The sequence below is a fragment of the Gordonibacter sp. An230 genome (assembly GCF_002159915.1).
GTDB lineage: Bacteria > Actinomycetota > Coriobacteriia > Coriobacteriales > Eggerthellaceae > Rubneribacter.
Genome location: NZ_NFJP01000007.1, coordinates 1 through 19021, shown reverse-complemented (window position 1 = coordinate 19021; position 19021 = coordinate 1). Strand labels below are relative to the sequence as shown.

The 19021-nt window shown below is 67.3% G+C and carries 17 protein-coding genes; 8 read left to right on the top strand and 9 right to left on the bottom strand.

Features of this window, described 5'->3' with window-relative positions; all coding sequences use genetic code 11:
• Positions 1–324 precede the first annotated feature (324 nt).
• The 4 genes from mfd to B5F40_RS04990 are packed head-to-tail and all read left to right on the top strand — an operon-like array spanning position 325 to position 6503.
• On the top strand, positions 325–3813 hold the full coding sequence (gene mfd, locus B5F40_RS05005) for a transcription-repair coupling factor (RefSeq protein WP_087193287.1): 3489 nt from the start codon (positions 325–327) through the stop codon (positions 3811–3813).
• Positions 3810–5009, top strand: a complete 1200-nt coding sequence (locus B5F40_RS05000; RefSeq protein WP_087193286.1) for a DMT family transporter — start codon at positions 3810–3812, stop codon at positions 5007–5009. The genes mfd and B5F40_RS05000 overlap by 4 nt, the downstream gene beginning before the upstream one ends.
• Complete coding sequence (locus B5F40_RS04995) at positions 5002–5997, top strand: alpha/beta fold hydrolase (protein WP_162610900.1); 996 nt, start codon at positions 5002–5004, stop codon at positions 5995–5997. The genes B5F40_RS05000 and B5F40_RS04995 overlap by 8 nt, the downstream gene beginning before the upstream one ends.
• Positions 5994–6503, top strand: a complete 510-nt coding sequence (locus tag B5F40_RS04990) for a nucleotidyltransferase domain-containing protein (RefSeq protein ID WP_087193284.1) — start codon at positions 5994–5996, stop codon at positions 6501–6503. Before B5F40_RS04995 ends, B5F40_RS04990 begins: the two co-directional genes overlap by 4 nt.
• A 14-nt stretch (positions 6504–6517) precedes the next feature.
• Here B5F40_RS04990 and B5F40_RS04985 read toward each other — a convergent pair whose 3' ends face one another.
• Together B5F40_RS04985 and B5F40_RS04980 are read right to left on the bottom strand one after the other, a co-directional pair.
• The gene (locus B5F40_RS04985; protein WP_087193283.1) at positions 6518–7168 is read right to left on the bottom strand and encodes an SdpI family protein; all 651 of its coding nucleotides are present in this window, start codon (positions 7166–7168) and stop codon (positions 6518–6520) included.
• Positions 7125–7433: an autorepressor SdpR family transcription factor gene (locus tag B5F40_RS04980; RefSeq protein ID WP_087193282.1), complete on the bottom strand. Its 309-nt coding sequence runs from the start codon at positions 7431–7433 to the stop codon at positions 7125–7127. Before B5F40_RS04980 ends, B5F40_RS04985 begins: the two co-directional genes overlap by 44 nt.
• Before the next feature lie 507 nt (positions 7434–7940).
• Here B5F40_RS04980 and B5F40_RS04975 point away from each other — a divergent pair.
• Together B5F40_RS04975 and B5F40_RS04970 are read left to right on the top strand one after the other, a co-directional pair.
• Positions 7941–8480, top strand: coding sequence for a cysteine hydrolase family protein (locus tag B5F40_RS04975; RefSeq protein ID WP_162610899.1), 540 nt, complete (start codon positions 7941–7943; stop codon positions 8478–8480).
• Positions 8481–8493: 13 nt separating this feature from the next.
• The gene (locus B5F40_RS04970; RefSeq protein ID WP_087193280.1) at positions 8494–9618 is read left to right on the top strand and encodes a dipeptidase; all 1125 of its coding nucleotides are present in this window, start codon (positions 8494–8496) and stop codon (positions 9616–9618) included.
• Here B5F40_RS04970 and B5F40_RS04965 read toward each other — a convergent pair.
• The 7 genes from B5F40_RS04965 to B5F40_RS04935 form a co-directional block, all read right to left on the bottom strand.
• On the bottom strand, positions 9615–10070 hold the full coding sequence (locus B5F40_RS04965; RefSeq protein WP_239442918.1) for a PaaI family thioesterase: 456 nt from the start codon (positions 10068–10070) through the stop codon (positions 9615–9617). The genes B5F40_RS04970 and B5F40_RS04965 overlap by 4 nt on opposite strands.
• Complete coding sequence (locus B5F40_RS04960; protein ID WP_087193278.1) at positions 10031–10804, bottom strand: hypothetical protein; 774 nt, start codon at positions 10802–10804, stop codon at positions 10031–10033. Before B5F40_RS04960 ends, B5F40_RS04965 begins: the two co-directional genes overlap by 40 nt.
• 315 nt (positions 10805–11119) lie before the next feature.
• Positions 11120–12232: a 4Fe-4S dicluster domain-containing protein gene (locus B5F40_RS04955; protein ID WP_087193277.1), complete on the bottom strand. Its 1113-nt coding sequence runs from the start codon at positions 12230–12232 to the stop codon at positions 11120–11122.
• Positions 12225–13766: a glutamate--tRNA ligase gene (gene gltX, locus B5F40_RS04950; protein WP_087193276.1), complete on the bottom strand. Its 1542-nt coding sequence runs from the start codon at positions 13764–13766 to the stop codon at positions 12225–12227. The genes B5F40_RS04955 and gltX overlap by 8 nt, the downstream gene beginning before the upstream one ends.
• Positions 13767–14324: 558 nt before the next feature.
• Positions 14325–14996 carry a hypothetical protein gene (locus tag B5F40_RS04945; protein WP_239442917.1) on the bottom strand — a complete coding sequence of 224 codons (672 nt, stop codon included), beginning with the start codon at positions 14994–14996 and terminating at the stop codon, positions 14325–14327.
• Positions 14997–15457: 461 nt separating this feature from the next.
• Positions 15458–16195 (bottom strand): lipoprotein intramolecular transacylase Lit, encoded by a 738-nt coding sequence (locus tag B5F40_RS04940; protein WP_087193274.1) that lies wholly within the window; start codon positions 16193–16195, stop codon positions 15458–15460.
• A 170-nt stretch (positions 16196–16365) separates the two neighbouring features.
• On the bottom strand, positions 16366–17730 hold the full coding sequence (locus B5F40_RS04935) for a carboxylate--amine ligase (RefSeq protein WP_087193273.1): 1365 nt from the start codon (positions 17728–17730) through the stop codon (positions 16366–16368).
• A gap of 238 nt (positions 17731–17968) precedes the next feature.
• Here B5F40_RS04935 and B5F40_RS04930 point away from each other — a divergent pair, with 238 nt between their 5' ends.
• Together B5F40_RS04930 and B5F40_RS16815 are read left to right on the top strand one after the other, a co-directional pair.
• Positions 17969–18472, top strand: coding sequence for a LabA-like NYN domain-containing protein (locus B5F40_RS04930; protein WP_087193272.1), 504 nt, complete (start codon positions 17969–17971; stop codon positions 18470–18472).
• A 430-nt stretch (positions 18473–18902) separates the two neighbouring features.
• A partial coding sequence (locus B5F40_RS16815) for an S-adenosylmethionine synthetase N-terminal domain-containing protein (RefSeq protein ID WP_140396429.1) occupies positions 18903–19021 on the top strand: 119 nt, incomplete at its 3' end.

Here is a 19021-nt window from a genome sequence, read left to right as displayed (position 1 = left end):
GGTCGCGAACCTCACCGAGCCCCTTTTTGCCGCCGAAACGCTTCACAGCGGCCAAAACGGTGACCGAGGACCCTTGGATACGGAAGGGACTTCCGGAACGTGCGCCTCCGGAACGTGCGCCGGATGCTCCGCTCCTTCGATGCATCGGCGCGCTCCGCCCGCCTGTGGTTTCTCCTTCATGCGCGCCTTCGGGCATCGTGCAGGGCGCGCTCGGGTGGTAGAATCGTCTGCGCTGTTCGCGCCTGCGCGGGCGGCAGGCAGAAACCTTGCACGAGGCCGCGAATCGCGGCTTTTCGTGCTGTTCGCATACGGATAGGACACGCCATGCTCATCGACTCGCTCACGTTCACCCTGGAGAAATCGGGCTGTCTTGACGCGTTCTGGGGCAAGCTGGACGCGGGGGAGGACGGTGCGCTCGGCGTGGCGAACTCCGCGCGGCCGTTCCTCGTGGCGGCACGGTTCGCGCACCGGCCGCAGGCCACGCTCGTCGTGGTGGCCGGCGAGGACGCCGCCGTCGCGTTCGCGCGAAGCTTGGCGGCCTATCTGGGCGAGGAGCGCGTCATGCGCTTCCCCGAGCGCTCGGATTTCCCCTTCGCCCCCAAGCCGAGCGACCCGGCCCAGGTGGCGCGGCGCATGCAGGCCGTGCACGCGCTCGCGACCGGCCGCGAGGCCGTGGTGGTGGCGAGCGCCCGTTCGCTCGTGCGAGCGCTGCCGCCGGCGGGTTCGGGCGCGTTCCTGCCGATCGCGCTCGACGCAGGCTGCGAGCTTGCGGACATGCCCGGTGCGCAAAGGGCGAGCGTCGCCGAGCTCGGCGACCTCACGCGCGCCTTCGAGGAACGCGGCTACCAGAACACCGGCGAGCTGGACGGCCCCGGCACGTTCGCCGTGCGCGGCGGCACCGTTGACGTGTTTCCCGGCAACCTCGTGTACCCGGTGCGCCTGGACTTCTTCGGCGACGAGTTGGACGAGATTCGCCGCATCGTACCCTCCACAGGGCAGACAATCGCCTCGCTAGAGCATGTGGACATCTACCCGGTGGTGGAGTTCTCGTGTTCGAAGTCGGGTCTCGCCCGTGCCCGCAAGAAGCTCGAGCGGCCTGCCGAGACCAACCCCGTGCTGCGCGACATCCTGGAGAAGCTCGACGGAGGCCTGCGCTTCGACGGCTCGGACGCGCTTCTGCCCTACCTGTACAACAAGACGGCGACGCTCGGCGACTATGTGCGGGCTGGCTCTCTCACGGCGCTCATCGAACCGCGATCGCTCTTCGACGACATGGCGCACGCCTACGATGACGTGCGCGGGCGGGCAGCGGGCTCGAGCATCCCACCGCAAGGCCTGTACGTCGAGCCTTCGAACGTGAGCTTCGGCGAGGGGCAGCGCGCCACCTACGTGTCCATCATGCGCGTGGGCGGGCAGGTGGACGACGAGCTGCCGGTGAAGCGCGTGGAGGTGGCGGGGCATCCCGACAAGCTGTTCGGACGTTTGCGCACGCTCGTGGACGGCGACTACACCGTGGTGTTTAGCGCGCCGAACTTCCGCGCCCGCCAGGACATGAAGCTCGCCTTCGTGGATCGGGGGCTGCCGATACAGGAGACGCTGGACGCGCAGGCCGAAGCTGACGAGACCGAGGGCGCCGCCAAGCGCCGCTTGCGGCGCGGGGTGGTGAACGTGGTGGACGTGGACATCCCGCTCGGCATGATCATCCCGCAGGCGTTGCTCGCGCTCGTGAGCGTGTCGGACACGCAGGGGGCGTCCTCGTCCTCGCGTCCTGCCAGGAGCGTCGACATCACCGAGATCACCTTCCCCTATAAACCGGGCGACTACGTGGTCCACGCCGCCCATGGAGTGGCGCACTTCAAGGAGCTCGTGCGCCGCGACGTGGACGGCACCGCGCGCGACTACCTCCTGCTCGAGTACGCCGAGGGCGACAAGCTCTACGTGCCGGTGGAGCAGCTCGATCGCGTGACGCGCTACGTGGGGCCGGAGGGCGCGTCGCCCCGGCTCACGCGCCTGAACACCGCCGACTGGTCGCGTGCGATGGGCAAGGCGCGCGCGGCCACGAAGAAGCTCGCGTTCGACCTGGTGGACGTGTACGCCCGCCGCGCCGCCACGCAGGGCTACCGCTTTGGGCCCGACACGCCGGCCCAGCGCGAGATGGAGGAGGCGTTCCCCTACCAGGAGACGCCCGACCAGCTGGCCGCCATCGCCGACGTGAAGGCCGACATGCAGTCCGCCAAGCCCATGGACCGGCTGGTCTGCGGCGACGTGGGCTTCGGCAAGACCGAGGTGGCCATCCGAGCAGCGTTCAAGGCCACGCAGGATTCCAAGCAGGTGATGGTGCTGTGCCCCACCACCATCCTCGCGCAGCAGCACTTCACGAACTTCAAGGAGCGCTGCGAGCCTTTCGGCGTGCGCGTGGAGGTGCTCTCGCGCTTCCGCACGCCCGCCCAGCAGGCCGAGGCGCTCAAAGGGTTCCAAGAGGGCGACGTGGACATCCTCGTGGGCACGCATCGACTGCTCTCGCGCGACGTGAACCCGCACGATTTGGGCCTGGTGATCATCGACGAGGAGCAGCGTTTCGGCGTGGGGCACAAGGAGCAGCTGAAGAACCTGCGCGAGTCCATCGACGTGCTCACGCTCTCGGCCACGCCCATACCGCGCACCATGCAGATGAGCCTGTCGGGCGTGCGCGACATGAGCCTCATCCTCACGCCGCCCGACGAGCGCCGCCCCGTCGAGGTGCACGTGGGCGAGTGGGACCCGGACCTCGTGAGCGCTGCCATCCGCCGCGAGCTGGCGCGCGGCGGGCAGGTGTACTACGTGTCCAACCGCGTGCGCACCATGGAGGAGGCCGTGGGCCGCGTGGCGGCGGCCGCCGGCGAGGCGCGCGTGGGCGTGGCGCACGGGCAGATGTCGAAGGAGGAGCTCGAGCGCGTGATGGAGGACTTCAGTGCCGGCGAGCTGGACGTGCTCGTGGCCACCACCATCATCGAGAGCGGCATCGACAACCCGCACACCAACACGCTCATCATCGAGGATGCGCAGCGCTACGGCTTGGCGCAGATGTACCAGCTGAAGGGCCGCGTGGGCCGCTCGTCCACGCAGGCTTACGCCTACTTCATGTTCCCCGAGCACAAGGAGCTGACCGAAGAGGCCACCGCGCGCCTGACGGCGTTGAACGAGCACACCGATCTGGGCAGCGGCATGCGCATCGCGATGCGCGACCTGGAGATTCGCGGCGCGGGCAGCCTGCTCGGCGCGGAGCAGTCGGGCAACATGTCAGCTGTGGGCTTCGACCTGTTCGCTCAGATGCTCGCGCAGGCGGTTTCCGCCACGCGCGAAGGCGATCTCAAGGCCGTGGACCAGCTGCCCCCCGCGCTCTCCGACATTACGGTGAACGTGCCGGGGCACACCTACCTTTCCGAGGACTACGTGCCCGATGCCGACGAGCGGGTGCTGTGGTACCGCAAGATCGCGGGCGCCGCCACTGAGCAGGCTGTCGAAGACGTGGCCTCCGATCTGGCCGAGAAGCGTCCTGACATGCCTCAGGCGGCGAAGAACCTGATCGAGAAGGCGCGCATTAAAGCCTATGCGAACGAGCATCGCATTAAGACCGTCTCGGTGACGGCCGGCAAGTTGGTGGTGGAACCCATCGACGTGCCGCGCACCTTGATGACGGGTCTGCGCCGCGCGGGCGGACGCTACCTGGCCGACAAGCGGAAGCTGTCGCTGCCCCTGCGCTACTTCAAGCTGGACGAGGGCGACAACCTGCTCGGACCTGTGGCCGAGTTCCTGAAAGAGCTGGCGGGATGAGCGCGGGAAAGCAGCGCGCGCCGTTTCGCCGCCCCGGGTCCCCAACGGCCGAGTTGACCGGTGGGTCTCGAACGTCGCGAGGCGGGGCGCAAGGGGCCGTCGCATGTGCGGCGGCGGATCCGGGGAGCTCGCGGCGCCAGTTCGGCTCCGCTCCCGGTGCGGGCGTCGCGGCGGGAGATGCCTTTTTCAGGCGGCGGTTCTGGCGCGGAGTCGTCTGCGCGCTCGTGGGCGCGGGGCTCTGGGGCTTCTCGGGGGCCTGCGCGCAGTTTTTGCTGTCGAACTACGACATCGAGCCCTCCTTCGTCACGGCGGTGCGCATGCTGGGGGCGGGCCTCCTGTTCCTCGTCGTGCTCGCAGCGCGCCAGCGGGAGCGGCTGGCCGCGATGCTGCGCGACCGGCGCACGTTCGGGCGCCTCGTGGTGTTCGGCGCGGTGGGACTCTACCTCTGCCAGATCACGTACGCCATCGTCATCGACTATACGAACGCGGGCACTGCCACGGTGCTGCAGTGCACGGGCATCGCGTTCGTCATGCTGTTCACGTGCGTCGTCGGGAGGAAGCTGCCGCGGGCGAAGGAGTTCGTCGGGCTGGTGGCGGCCCTGTTCGCCACCTGGCTCATCGCCACGCAGGGCGACCCGTCGGCGCTGTCGCTGCCGCTGCCGGGCCTTTTGTGGGGCATCGCGAACGGGTTGTCGGTGGCGTTCTACATCGTATATCCGAAGAAGCTGTTCGCCGAATGGGGCAGCTTCGCGGTCACGGGCATCGGCATGCTCGTGGGCGGCGTGGCGGCCGCGCTCGTGTGGCTGGCAGGCGGTGCCGCGGACGGCACGGGGCTTGCGCTGCCGACGCTCGACGCGGCGGGATTCCTCGTGTTCGGGCTGATCATCGTCGTGGGCACGTTCGCCGCATTCGCGCTGTACCTGCACGGCGTGTCCATCGTGGGCTCGGTGAAGGGGAGCCTGCTCGGCGCTATCGAGCCGGTGAGCGCCACGGCGTTCTCCGCACTGTGGCTGGGCACGGCGTTCTCCGGGGCCGACTGGGTGGGCTTCGTGCTCATGATAGCCATGATATTCCTGGTCACGGGCGAGAAGCCTCAACCGGAATCCGATGCTGAGGCGGCTGGCGGGCGCAGGGCGCTTGCCGAGGCGGCAGGCGGCGCGCAAGGCCGTGCGGACGGGGAGGCCTCTCGTGAATGAGGAGCGCAAGCGCTGCATAGAGTCGTGCGAGGTGTCGCGGCTCGTCCGCTACGAGCTGGGCGGCGTGGAGCAGAAGGTGACGCTGGAAGGCCGCCGCGCGGACGCGCCGGTGGTGATCTTCCTGCACGGCGGGCCGGGCTCGCCGCTGCCCATCTCGGTGGGCACGCGCGGCATGTTCCCCGAGCTTGCGGACCGCTACGTGCTGGTCGCGTGGGACCAGCTGGGATGCGGCGCGAACCGCTGCGCGCTCGGCGACGACGCGTGCATCGAGCGCTACGTGGACATGACGCTCGACCTGGTGCGCGCGGTGCGGCGCGACTTCCCCGGCAACGAGGTGAACCTGCTGGGCGTGTCGTGGGGCTCCATCCTGGCGGCTCGGGCGGCCACGCGCGAGCCGGAGCTCATCGACCACGTGGTGACGTACGGCCAGGTGCTCAAGCAGCTCGGCTTCAACGAAGAGGTGTTCGAGGCGCTCGAGCGCTCGGCGATGCCCGGGAAGCTGAAAAACGAGCTGCATGCGATCCGCGGGTCCGGCGTGCGCGACCTGAAGTCGGGCATGCGACTGGCGGGGTGGGTTCGGAAGTACACCGAGGGCTACCAGGCGCAGGGCGGAGGCATGATGCCCGTCGGCACGTTCGTGCGCGGCCTGCTGGCGAGCCCCGACTACACTCTGCGCGACCTGGTGGCGGCCGTGTCGAACGACTTCTCGCGCAGCGAGCGCCTGTTCGCGGAGATCTTCGCCGTCGACCTGTCCGACGAGCTCGCGAACATGCAGGTGCCGTACCTCATCGTGCAGGGCGAGACGGACATCGTCACGTCCACCCGCGCCATCCGAGCGTTCGTCGCGGAATGCGGCAACCCCAACCTGCGCTACGCTGAGGCCCCGCGCAGCGGCCACATGCCCGGCACGGCCGGCATGGACCTGCTGTTCGCGCGCATGGCCGACTTTCTGGGCGCAAGCACGCCGGCGGCGGAGGCGGTCCGATGATGCGGGAAGAGGACGCGGCCGGGCTGCTCGACGCGCTCGCCGAGCGCGGCATCGACGTGAGGCTCGACGGCGGCTGGGGCGTGGACGCGCTGCTGGGCAGGCAGACGCGCGAACACAACGACCTCGACCTGTTCTCAGAACGCCGCGACGAGGACGCGCTCGTCGCCCTGCTGCGCGAGCGCGGCTTCGCGCCGGTGGGGCGCGCGTTCACCACCGAGGCGCACACGGCCTGGGCCGACGACGAGGATCGCGAGGTTGACCTGCACGTGTTCGAGCGCGCGGCCGACGGGTCGCTCCTGTTCGAGGGCGAGGCCTACCCGTCAAGCACCTTCGACGGCGAGGGCCGCATCGCGGGGCGCGCCGTGCGCTGCATCCCGCTGGCCGAGCAGGTGGCCTTCCGCTGCGGCTACGACCACGACGAGGGCGATGTCCACGACGTGCGCCTCCTCTGCGAGCGCTTCGGCATCCCCGTGCCCGCCGAGTACGCCCGCGAGATCGAGGGATAGGGGCGGCCATGCGGCTACTGCTTGCCCAGCTCCTGGCGGTAGATGACGTAGGAGCCGACGATGGCGGCGGCGAACCCTGCTAGCAGCACCAGCAGCACCGCCAGGGTCACGAGGCGCGCGGGAAGCACGAGGCCGAGCACGATCATGGCGAAGCCCGTTGCGACGCCCGCGTACCCGCCGAGGCGCTGGCTGCGCCGCCACGTCTCCGGGCTGGCCTCGCTCTGCGTCGTGCGCAGGCCGAAGAAGGGGTTGCGGTCCGCCTTCGGCATGAGGTTCCCCGCCACGACGCAGAGCGCGCCGCCGATGACGGCGGCCCAGCGGCTCGCGTCCGGGTCGGGCTCGGGGAAGGGCGCGCCGTCGTAGAGGAGCGCCTTCGTGAGGTAGAGCAGTATCCAGCCCAGCACGAACACCTCGAAGGCCACGGCGCCCCACGCCCAGCGGCGCTCCTTGCCGATCGGCGCGTTCTTGGAACCCATCACGCCGAACACTCCGCAGAGCGGGAAGATGAGCGCCACGAGAAACTCGTACTTGCTGCCCAGGCGGTCCGGCTCGTTCGCCGCGTTGAAGTGCACCGGCACCTGGTCGGGCATGAGGTGGATGAGCACGGACGCCACGAGGACGTCAAGCGCCATCAGGATGTACGTGGCTGCGTAGAGCCTCTTCATCGCCTGCCTCCTTCAAGTTCATCATCCACAGCAGGGTCTCCTCCAGCACCGACGCCTTCAGCTCGTAGAACACGAACTTCCCCTCGCGGTAGTCGCGCACGAGCCCGGCGTCCTTGAGCACCGAGAGGTGCCGCGACACGGCGGGGGCGGAGATGTCGAACAGCTCGGCGATCTGCCCGGCCGGAAGGCGGCCGCGCTTCAGGTGCTCGAGGATATCCCGGCGAACCGGGTCCGACAAGGCCTTCAGCGTCTCCTGGATGCCCATGGCGCACCCTTCCTTCGCATAACGATTAACATTTAAGTTAATTGTTACATATCGAGAGAGCGCGTGCAAGGGGTAAGTGCTCCGCTCGCTTCTTGGCTGGGATGCGCTGGGATTTTCGGCTGTGCGGGTTGTTGGAGAGGCGTCTGGGAAGGGGCTTCGGAAAGAGGCGACGCGTCAGGAAAACGGCCGCAAGAAAAGCTAAAGCGCCGGAGGTAGGCGATGACTCACCGTTCGGGCGCTTTGCAATTCGTATAATATACGAATCTCGCTTGTCGTGAATGAGCGAAAAGCGACGGAATGTTGCGTTTTCTCGTGTGTAAAAGGATCGTTCCTGGGTGTCGGCTGCGATTTGCGTGCGCTTTCGCAGATGGGACGAAGACGGTTCGATCAGGTGCCGTCGTATGCGCACCCTTCGGTGTTTTTCGCACGTTGCCGAGACGATCGGGATTGCCCCCTGCGCCGCGGTACAATGGCGGAGTGCCTACACGAGACGGAAAGGATGTGTGGATGGAGTTCGACGCTTTGATCGTGATCGACATGCAGGAGGCCCTCGTTGGGCGGCGGCCCTGCGGGGCGGATGGGACGGTGGGCGCGATCGCGAGGCTTGTCGGTGCGTGCCGCGAAAGCGGCGTGCCGGTCTTGTACGTGCGCCACGACGGCGGGCCTGGCGACGAGCTGGAGGCGGGCACGGACGGTTGGCGGATCTGCGCGCCGCTTGCGCCGCAGGAAGGCGAGCCCGTGTTCGACAAGCGTTTCAACAGCGCGTTTCGTCAAACGGGCCTGCAGGAGCACCTCGAGCGCCGCGGCCTGCATCGTTTGCTGATGTGCGGCATGCAGACGGAGTTCTGCTTTGACGCGTCGGTCAAGGTGGCCTTCGAGCTGGGCTTCGACGTGACGGTGCCGAGGGGCGCGGTGACGACGTTCGACTGCGCGTTCGCCCCGGGCGGGGATCTGACGACGTACTTCGAGGACTGCATCTGGGATGGCCGCTATGCGCAGGTGGTCCCGCTGGAAGAGGCGCTGGGCGCGATCGGGCGCGGCGTGTGAGAGGAGGGCGGCCGTGGGGCTGTTCATGACGTTGGAGGACGCGTCGGCCGAGGAGGCGGCGCTGCTGCGGGAGGGCGTGCTGCCCGAGGAGGCGCCGGACGGGGCGGCCGGGGGGCGCCTGCGGGTGTTCGACCTGCACTGCGACACACTCGACCGGCTGGCGTTCCACGGCGATGCGTCGGTGCCGGGAGGGTTCGCCGCGCACGACGCGCCTATCCCGGCCGCGCGCATGAGCTCGCTCGCGGACAACGACGCGCATATCTCGCTCGCGCGCACAGCGGCGTTCGCCTGGTGCCAGTGCTTCGCGGCGTTCGTCCCCGACGAGGTGCACGGCGACGCGGCTTGGGCGCTGTTCGAGCGCGTGCGGCGTGTGTGGGAGCGCGAGCTGGGCCGCTGGCCTGACCGGCTCGCGCCGGCGCGCTCGATGGCCGATGTCGACGCGGCGCTGGCCGTCGGCAGGACGGCGGGCCTCCTCACCGTTGAGGGCGCGTCGTTCCTCGAGGACGACGCGGCTGCCGAGGGCCGCCTCGACGCGCTCGCAGAGGCGGGCGTGCGCATGGTCACGCTCACGTGGAACGGGCGCAACGCGCTCGGCAGCGGCAACGACACGGCCGACGGGCTCACCGGCTTCGGCCGCTCCTGCGTGCGCGAGCTGGAGCTGCGCGGCATCGCCGTGGACGTGTCGCACCTGAACGACGCCGGCTTCAAAGACGTGTGCGCGGCCGCGACGCGACCCTTCGCCGCCTCGCACTCCAACGCACGCGCCGTGTGCGGCCACCCGCGCAACCTCGCCGACTGGCAGCTGCGCGAGCTGGCCGACGCGGGCGGCGTGGCGGGCCTGAACTTCTGCCGCGACTTCCTGTCCGAGACGCACGCCGACCCGACCCCCGACGACGTGCTGCGGCACGTGGACCACGTGCTGGAAGCCGCCGGCGAGGACGTGCTCGCGCTCGGCAGCGACTACGACGGCTGCGACGTGCCCAGCTGGCTCGACCCGTGCGACCAGGTGGGCGGCCTGCACGCGCTCATCGCGAGCCGGTTCGGCCGGGAGGTGGCCGACAAGGCGCTTTTCGGCAACGCTCGCGCGTTCTTCGAACGGCTGGAAGAGGGCGGCCGGGTTGACGTGCGGTCGTGCTAGCGATAACAGGTGGCGGTCATGCGGGCGATGGGTTTGCTCAGGTCGTCCTCGACTGCGACCGTGTAGAATCCCAAGTGACGGCCCGGCTTGTCGCATGCTGCGGTGGCGATAAGCCGCGAGCCTTGCGTGGAGCGGAGGAAGCTGATGGAGGAGTCCACCGACACGGTGGGCTCCTCGCCGATGTTGCAGCAGACGGCCAGCGCGAAGTCGGCCAGCGTGAAGATGGCGCCGCCCATAACGTTGCCCATGGCGTTGCGGTGGATGTCGGAAAGCTCCATCTCGGCGACCGCGCGTCCGCGCTCGGCGGACACGATGCGGCAGCCAGCGGCCTCGGTGGCGAAGCGGTCCTTTCCGAAGACCGCTTCTATCTCGGTTAGCGTCGGGTTGTCGGAAAGCACGGGGCCGCCTGTCCTCAAGCGGGCGTTGCCGTGGCGGCGTACAGCTCGAGCCATTCCCCGTCCTTGATCGTGACGGTCTGCGTTCCGCCGCGCACGACGTATTTCGTGTCGGTGATGGAATCGGTGTCGAATGCGAGGTCGCTCATCACGTATGCGGCGCACTCCTGCTCGGCCATGCCCTCGGCATCTTCGTCGACCGTGATGGTGTAAGTGCCGGCGGGTATGTCCTTGCCCGCAAGGTACAGGCCGCTCTTGTAAGGCGCCTGCGGTTCGAACGTCGCTTCGCTCTCCGGATACATGCGCGCGTTCTCGTCGGGGGCCTCGAACACCACGAGGTCGCCCGTTTCGAGGTCGGCGTAGTAATTGCCGAAATACACCAGGGACTTGTCGGTGCGGTAGGTGCCTCCGTTCTCGCCTTTGAAGACATAGAGGTAGCTTTCGGCGCTCGGGCTGCCGTCGAGAAAGTAGCGTCCTGGCATGATGTCGACTCCCACTTCGTAGACGCCGGACGAGCATCGCCCGTTCTCGATCGTCCCGACGCCTCCGCCGAAGGCCCTCTCGATGTCTTGGCGAGTGAATCCGCCCAAGGTGCCCGATCCGTACGGATCGGGGCTTCCGCCATAGCCGTCGTAGTACCCGTCGTACGGATAGGTTTCCGAACCTCCGTCGAAACGGTAGTCGTAGGCGTGTCCCCTCTCGTAGGCGTGGTCGAGCATGGCGGCGCACGACATGCATCCCACGCAGCCTCCCAAGCCGAGCACGAGCGCGATCAGGCAGCCGCCGAGCACCCAAGGCCATACCTTGCGCTTTGCCTGAGGCGGAGCGGGGGGAGTCGGAATGGGCGGCGGCGGGTAAGCGCCGTAAGGCTGCTGCGGATACGGCGGCTGGACGTTGCCGGGATAAGGCGGTTGGGAACCGTATGGCGGCGGTGCCGGGGGGCCGGCGTAGGGCGTGGGCGCCTGCGGGGTCGGCTGACCGGGGGGTGGCGGAGGCGTCGGGCCCTGGTGCGCCGACCACTGGGGGCCGTCATTTTCGGTGGTGGGGCGCTCGGGGTCGTTCATGGGTTTCTTCCTCTCTCTGGTTCGCTCACCGGATGATCCGGTCTAGTTCCGGCTTTCGCTGCCTCTTTCGCCTTCTCCAGGCAGAAACAGCCGAGCCGTTGCCTCGACGAGCGTGACGGCGCCTTCCGGGCACGCCCCAACGCACAGACCGCAGCCGATGCAGTAACGCGCGTCGAAGGCGAGCGTCCCGTCGGCCGGATCAGGGAAACGGGCCCCCGTGGGGCAGGCGGCTGCGCAGTCGAGCGCGTTCGCGCAGAGCTCGCAGTCGGTGGCCGACACCGCCACGGGTACACGAGCGGCGATGTCCGGGTCGCGGTCGATGGCCTCCAGCAAAAGCTGGCGCTTGGGATGCATCGTCTTCCTCGTGCGTCCCTCGGGCACGAAATCGTTGAACTGGATGCCGTCGGTCAAGTTGAGGCGCGCGAGCGCGCGAGCACGCTCCTTGCGCTCGTAGAACTGCTGGAGCACTTCGGAGTTGCGCAGACGGCGCTTGCCCGTGGCGATGTCGCTCACGTCGCCCACGGGGTTCGCGAAGGCGCTGCGCCGGTCGACTCCCGTGGGATCGGCCAAATCCTTGACCAGACTCTCCTTCTCGGGGATCACGTCCACGTAGCCCACTTTGCGCCCGCTCCACGCCTCGGCCGTCTCGATGGCGTGGGAGTACAGCATCTCGCCCATCTCGCCCGCACGCTCGCAGTCGGCGCAGTAGGCCAGGTCGGCGGTCACCTTCACGGGCACATTCTCGGCCAGCACGAGCGTCCAGAATTCGGGAGAGAGCATGGCCAGGCAGGGCAGGACCACGACGTTCGCCGCGGGCTCGAGGCCAGGGAACACGTTTTCCTTGCAGGTGAGCATCACATCTTCTCCGCGCAGGGCGATGCGGCGGATGCGCGCGTGCAGGTCGTGCATGGTCACGCGCGTTGACGAGAACGCGTCGCAGATGCCCAGGCAGATACCGCAATGCGTGCAGGAGTTCTCGTCGATGCCGGGGCGGCCGTCCTCGTCGAACGCGATGGCCGCATGCGGGCAGGCAACCGCGCACCGCTCGCATGCGGCGCCGCGCGTGCGGATGCAGAAATCGCGCAGCACCACGATCTGGCTCGGTCGCTCCCGAGTGGGAGCGACGCCCTCGGTTGTCTCTGGGGCGTCAGCCACCGAACACCTCTTTCGTCACATGGTCGATGCGGGCCAGCACGTCGGCGCGCTCCAAAAGCTCGATGCTCTCGAAGAGCGGCGGCGACACCATGTTGCCGCATACGGCCACGCGCAAAGGCTGCAGTACGAGCTTGAGCTTCATGTCCAGCTTCTCGGACAGCGCGCGGCACGCCTCCTCGAGCGGTGCAGCCTTCCACGCCCGATCCTCGTCGGCCAGCACCGTGCGGCACGCGGCGAGCGCTTCGTCGGCGCGCGCGCCCTCCTTCTTCAGCACCTTGGCGACGCTCTTCTCGTCGAGCTCGCGCACCTCGGGTCCCCAGAACATGAACGCCAGCTTCGCGGGGATCTCGTCGAGGCGCACGAGGCGCTCGGCCACGAGCGGGTAGAGCCCCAGGTAGAAGTCAGGACGCGCGCTCAGGTCGGCCGCTGCCGCGTCGCGCGCTTCACACGTAAGCTCGCCGTCGGCCGCGACGCCCGCATGCGCGCGGAAGAGCCACGGCGTTGACGCCTGCACCCACGCGTTCGCGCCCATGTCCTTGATGTACTGGCCGTTCATCCAGTCGAGCTTCGTCTCGTCGAACACGGCGTCCTTCTTGGTCACGCGCTCGAGGCTGAACTCGCGGCAGAGGGTCTCGCGGTCGATGAGGGTGGTCTCGCCGTCGAGCGACCAGCCCAAAAGCGCCAGGAAGTTCACCATGGCGTCGGGCAGGTAGCCGCGCTCGAAGAACTCCTCCACCGAGGCCGCGCCGTGGCGCTTCGAGAGCTTCTTGCCGTCGGGGCCCAGGATCATCGACAGGTGCGCGAAGGTGGGCACGTCGAATCCGAGCGCCTCGTAGATGAGGATCTGGCGCGGCGTGTTGGACAGGTGGTCGTCGCCGCGGATGACGTGCGTGACGCCCATGTTCGCGTCGTCGCACACCACGGCGAAGTTGTAGGTGGGGGAGCCGTCCGTGCGCACGACGATCATGTCGTCCATGACCTCGGCGGGAAAGCTGACGTGGCCGTACACGGCGTCGTCGAACTCGATGGCGCCGCGGCCCTCGGGCACGCGCAGGCGCCACACGTGGGGCTCGCCGGCCTCGATGCGCGCGACCGCCTCGGCGGGGTCGAGGTCGCGGCAGGTGCGGTCGTAGCCCGCATAGCCGCCCTCTTCGGCCTCGGCCTTCGCGCGCTTGGCGTCGAGCTCCTCCTTCGTACAGAAGCAGGGGTATACGCTTCCGCGCTTGCGCAGGCGCTCGAGCGCCTCGGCGTACGTGTCCATGCGCTGGGTCTGGAAGTAGGGGCCGGCGCCCCCGCCCACCTCGGGACCTTCGTCCCAATCGAGCCCCAGCCACTTCATGGCGTTCAAGATGACCTGCACGTTCTCCTCGGTGGAGCGCTCGGGGTCGGTGTCCTCGATGCGCAGGATGAAGTCGCCGCCCATGGCGCGCGCGAACGCCCAGTTGTAGATGGCCGTGCGGGCGCCGCCCACGTGCAGGCGGCCGGTAGGGGAAGGCGCGAAGCGCACGCGCACTTTCTTGTTCTCGTCAGTCATGGTTGCGGCGATCCTCCGGATTGGATGATTTCTCGTTTCAAGCCCTCGAAGCAGGGCTTCGGGGACGAATGCCAGTATAGACAACCTAGCTCAAGCCGCAAACCGCATGCGCCGCATCCTCATCAAAATGCTCGACCAATGCGTTCGCGGTGCGTTGGCGTCGCGCGCTTTCTACGTTGGGTGCCGAACTTCAGCCGCGTCGATGTCGGAACCCCGTCTTCCGGGTGGCAGGGGAGTCGCTCGATTGGCCCCTGCCGCGAAAAGCCGCGCTTTCTCCCGTGTGCCGGACTTATGCGCACCTTCGTCGTGGGAAAACGCCTTTTGTGGAAGGCGATGCGATCCTTCGTTAAAGAAAACCGCAGGTCAGAAATTAACCAAAACACACTTTTTCCTTTTCGGTTCCTTGTGAGGTGCGCATAAGTCGGGCACATGGTGCTTTCCTGTCCTTTTCGATAACGCGAGCGCGCATAACTCAAAGACTTTCCCCCGCTTCGGTTTCCGCGCGTCGCGCAAGGAACACCGTGAGGATGGCTGATTCCGTCTGAGCGCTCGTTTCGCCTATCGCTGAACCAGCAAGCGGTGGAGCGCGATGCGCCGAGGCGCCCATGCGTTCCAGCCCGGTCCGAACTTCTTGCCCAGGGCGCTGGCCACAAGCAGTGCGACGCGCTCGAATTCGTAGTAATTTCGAGCTTGTCCCCAAGTGAGGGTCACAACCCGGGTGCCCAGATGCTCGATGCCGTTACGACGAATGGCATCCTCGGATGCCTTTCGGTTGCTGCGGTGGTGCTTGTCGCTGTCGTATTCCACGGAGATGTTCGCGCGGGGCCAGTACAGATCGGGGAGGTATGCCGACTGCGGCAGTGCGCGGCGATTTTTCCGTGCCACCACGAAACGAGGGTTCAACTGAGGCTTCTCCAGACCGAAGCCTCCCATGCGCGGATCGAATACCATGGTTTCCGCGATATCGGTCTCCATCGGCGACAATGAGTTGTCGCACGCGTAGCGCAAGGCCCGCTTCACCTCGGCGGCTCCGCGCACTCCCCGGGCCTTGTCGACGAAACGCTCGATGCCGACCACGGTCGTCGCGGGCGGAAACTCGACGGCGTCGCCTCCTCGGCCGTTGGGCAGACGGTAGCGGCCGCAGAGCTCGTACAGGAATTCGACGAGCAGGGGGAACGACGTCGACGGCGCGATCGACAGACAGGTGAGCTCGGGCGAGGCGACCATCACGCGACGCGACAGCTTGACGAAGGATCGCTCCGGCAATCGGTGTGAGCACACGTGGAGCCTCGCCCTCTTGCATCGCCTGCGCGAAGACGCATCGGGTACGAGGAGGTGGATTGGCTCGGAGAGCCATCCGGCCCCCGCCTCCTCGAGGGCTGCGAGATCCGAAGCGCTGAACGGCGATGTCGCGAAATCCCGTCCGAACGGCGTGGCCGCTCTCGTGAACGCCTTCGCGCTCGGGGCGGTCTTTCTCCAGTATTCGACGGCCGACGCATTGGTAAGGTACAAAGTCATGTCGCTCCCTCCCGGTAGGGCCGACTGGGGAAACAAATGACATCTTACCAGTTCAAACGCTAAAAGTACACCAATTTGAGCGCTGGAAGCGCGCTGGGTTTTGGCTAGATCCGCGTAGATTTTCCGCCCGGTCCGCGTCGGTTCCGCGCGGCTTCGCAGGTGGGAGATGCGCTCTACGCGCCTTTGCGACGCAAGAACATGCCGACGACGACGGTCGCGATCGACAGCAAGCCCGTGGCCGCGAGCCACACCGCTCCCATCCCCATCCAGAAAGCGGGCGGGTACATGGTGATGAGCAGCGAGTCGTAGGAGAAGGTCCAGGTGCCGTTCGCGAAGAACAGCGAGTGGAAGGCGGCGAAGAAGCCGTTAAAGTCCACGACCACCCAGGCGGCCAAGAGCGCGAACACGGCGACCACCGCGATGCCAGCCGCCAGCAGCACGCCGCCGAGGGCGCGCCGTCCGACGCGGATGGCAACGTGGGCGCAGGCCGCAACGGCCAGAATCGCGATGGCGGCGAGCACGATGCGCGCGCCCGCCACGACGCGGTAGACGTCGTCAAGGTGCGACAGCGCATCGGAGGTGAGCGTGTACTCCTCGGGGGCGGCGGCGAGCTCGTCGTCGTCGGCGTCCGCGTAGGGCGTGTCCGCGCTTTCGTTGATGGAGCGGATCGCGGCGAGCACGGCCTCGCGGTCGTTCGAACCCACCGTGTATTCGCGAGCTGCCACGGCCGCGTGCACGAGCTCGTCATGCGAGAACGGCGTGTCCGGGTTGCCATCGCCGGAGAACGCTTCCGCAAGCATCTCCGTGGTCTGCGGGAAGGCTGCGCACGCTGCGAACCCTGCCGCCACGAGCGTGACCGCAAGCGATACGACGGCCACGGCAGCTGCCGCCTTGTTGATCAAGTTGGGCATAACGTTCCTCTCCCGAGCTCTCATGGCGCGCCTAGTCGGCACGCAGGCCGACGGCACTCCGCACGTCGGCAAAGCAATCCCCCGAATCCTCGAGGTCGGCGCGTGGAGCGACGCCGACCGAGCGTGCGAAAGAAAAAGACCGCGCTGCAAGCGGTGCGGCCTGTCGGCTCCTAATCCACCCAGATAGTGGCGGCCGTCATGCCCTGCATGTCCTTCGAGATCGTCGGCAGCGGCCCCAGACGACTGAACACGCCCGCGAATTCGCCGTCGTACAGGTAAAGCCCGTTCAGGTTGTTGTAGAGCGCCGGTTCGCGGCGCACCTCGCTGTCAGCCAGTCCGTCGATTCCCGTATCGGGCGGTAGCGTCTCGGTCTTGTAGGGGCGGATGTAGCGCTGCACGATGAAGGGGTGGCCTGCGCGTCCGTTGGCGAACCGGTCGATGAGCCGCTCCCACATCTCCTGCGTCACCGACTCGCCGGCGTAAACGTCGTCGGCGCCGTAATGGTCCGTCGGCTTGATGATCCACTCGCAGCGGTTCTCGCGGATCTGCGGCAGGTTGACGTGGCTCTCGTCCAGAAACGCGGTCAGGGGCACGGTCTGCTCGATGAACGACACCTCGTCGGCGTCGAGGAAGGCGGTCGTGCGCTCGTCGAACAGCGCCTTGAATATCTGCTTGTCGTGCACGATATGGCCGGCAAAACTGCCGATGAGCGCCACCTTCTCGGCGCGCACGGCTTCGATGAGCTGCTGGGATTCGTCCCAATGGTCAATGACGTCGTTGGTGACGCAGCGCCGCCAGATGGCGTCGATGCGCCCGCCCTCTTTGTCGCGCAGCGCCTCGCCGTCGAACGAGAGCTCGCGCACGTCGGCGACGACGCACTCCACGCCGCGCTTGCGGAACAGCTCTGCGAACACGTGAAACTCGTCCACCACGCCGTTCTCCAGGTAGTCGCAGATGGCGATGCGCGGGTTCTCCACGCGGCGGTCGTAGGTGGCGTAGATGTCGAGGAAGGCGTCGACCCACGGCTCGAACAGCTCGCAGCCCTCCACGCGGTGGCGGCGCGCGAACTCTTTGTACGTCTCGGACTGCGCAATCGACGCGGTGATCTCGCGGTTCTCGTTCATGCCCGACGAGCCGTCGGCGTTGAACTCGCAGAACCTCACGCGCAGGTCGTCCTCGTCGAAGAACGTGTCAACGCGCGCGAACGGCAGCACCGAGTCGTATCCGCGCGGCAGCAGGATGAGCTCCTCGAGGCGCGGGTCGAAGTCGAAGGCGCGACGGTACTCGGGATCGGCCAGGTAATGCTCGATGACCTTGACGAGGATGCGGTGCGCCGTCTCCGCCGTCTCCTTCATGGCCTTGCGCGTTTCGCGGTCGAATAGGCGGGGAACGAACGTGCTGGCCACCACCTGGTGATGCACGATGGCGGTCGACCCTTGCATGTAGTCGCAAGCGGCGCGCCGTCCGGCGACGTCGCCGTCGAGGGAGTCCATGATGGCGAAGTACTCGCTGGTGTAGTCGGCGTTTGAGGTCATGGTACGGTCCTTTCGGGTGGTCCGCGCCCTTGTGCGGCGGTGTCGGACGAAGGGAGTTTTTCGAAAAGTGTATCATGGCCGAACTCTCGCCGCGGGTTCGGTTGCGGTATCGCCACATGAACGGCGAAGCCCCGGAACCTGCCTTCGGCCGCGCAGGCGCGTCTCCGCGCCGCATCTGGCCGGTTGCTTGTGGTATCCTGTCCAAGATCGAGCATGCGAGCAGGGGCGGAGGACGACGATGAGGGTGGCCGTTTTCGTCGACGGGGCGAACTACTTTTACATGCAGAAGAAGCTTGGCTGGCATATCGACGCTTGCAAGCTTCTGGATTATTGCCGGAGCTTCGGGGACGTGCAGGACGCCTACTACTACATCGGGACGGGCGCGCCTCCCGAGGCTCAGCAGCAGGCGTATCTGAGCGCCCTCTCGCACATCGGCTACTCGCTCGTGACCAAGCAGATCAAGACGATCTTCGACCCCCACACCGGCGATTCCAAGCAGAAGGCCAACCTCGACGTAGAGATCGTGCTCGATCTGTTCAACACCATCGACACCTACGACATGGCGGTTCTGGTGAGCGGGGACGGCGACTTCGAGCGGGCGCTGGAGCTTTTGCGGGCGCGCGGGAAGAAGTTCAAGGTCATCGCCACGGCGGGACTCGTGGCGAAGGAGATCCGCTCCGTCTGCGGCATGCATTACGTGGATTTCGCGGACATTAGGGACGAGGTAGAGCGGGTCGGATAGGGTCGCCCTCCCCCGCGCTGCTTGGCTTCGGGCGCGGCGGTCGGCGCGCGTTTTGGACGACATGCGCGGCGGCGTTTCGGGCGGCGGGAGGCGCGCGGCGCTTCCGCATGCGGGTGTATGCGCGGATGCTGCTGGTGCGGGGCCGTGCGGGTCGGCGTCGGCCCGCGGCTGGGAGCAGGCGGGAGCTCGCGCTGTCGGACCGTTCCGCGCGTTCACGCGGCAGCTCGTGGGGGTTGTGCGCGCGGCGCGCCCGGTATTGCGCGGGGAAAGGTTTCAAGGTACCATCGGCAAGGTTTCGCAGGGGTTTCGGCCGCTTCGCGGCATCCTCTGTTTTATCGAGAGTCGGGGGAGAGAGTTGGCTCTGGGATCCCGACACCAACCTGGCGGATACGCCAAGGTGGTCCGGCCTACAGCGATGAAGGAGGAACTCATGGCCGAAGCATCGTCGTACCTGTTCACGTCCGAATCGGTTACCGAGGGGCATCCCGACAAGATGTGCGACCAGATATCGGACGCCATCTTGGACGCCATCATCTCCAAGGAGATAGA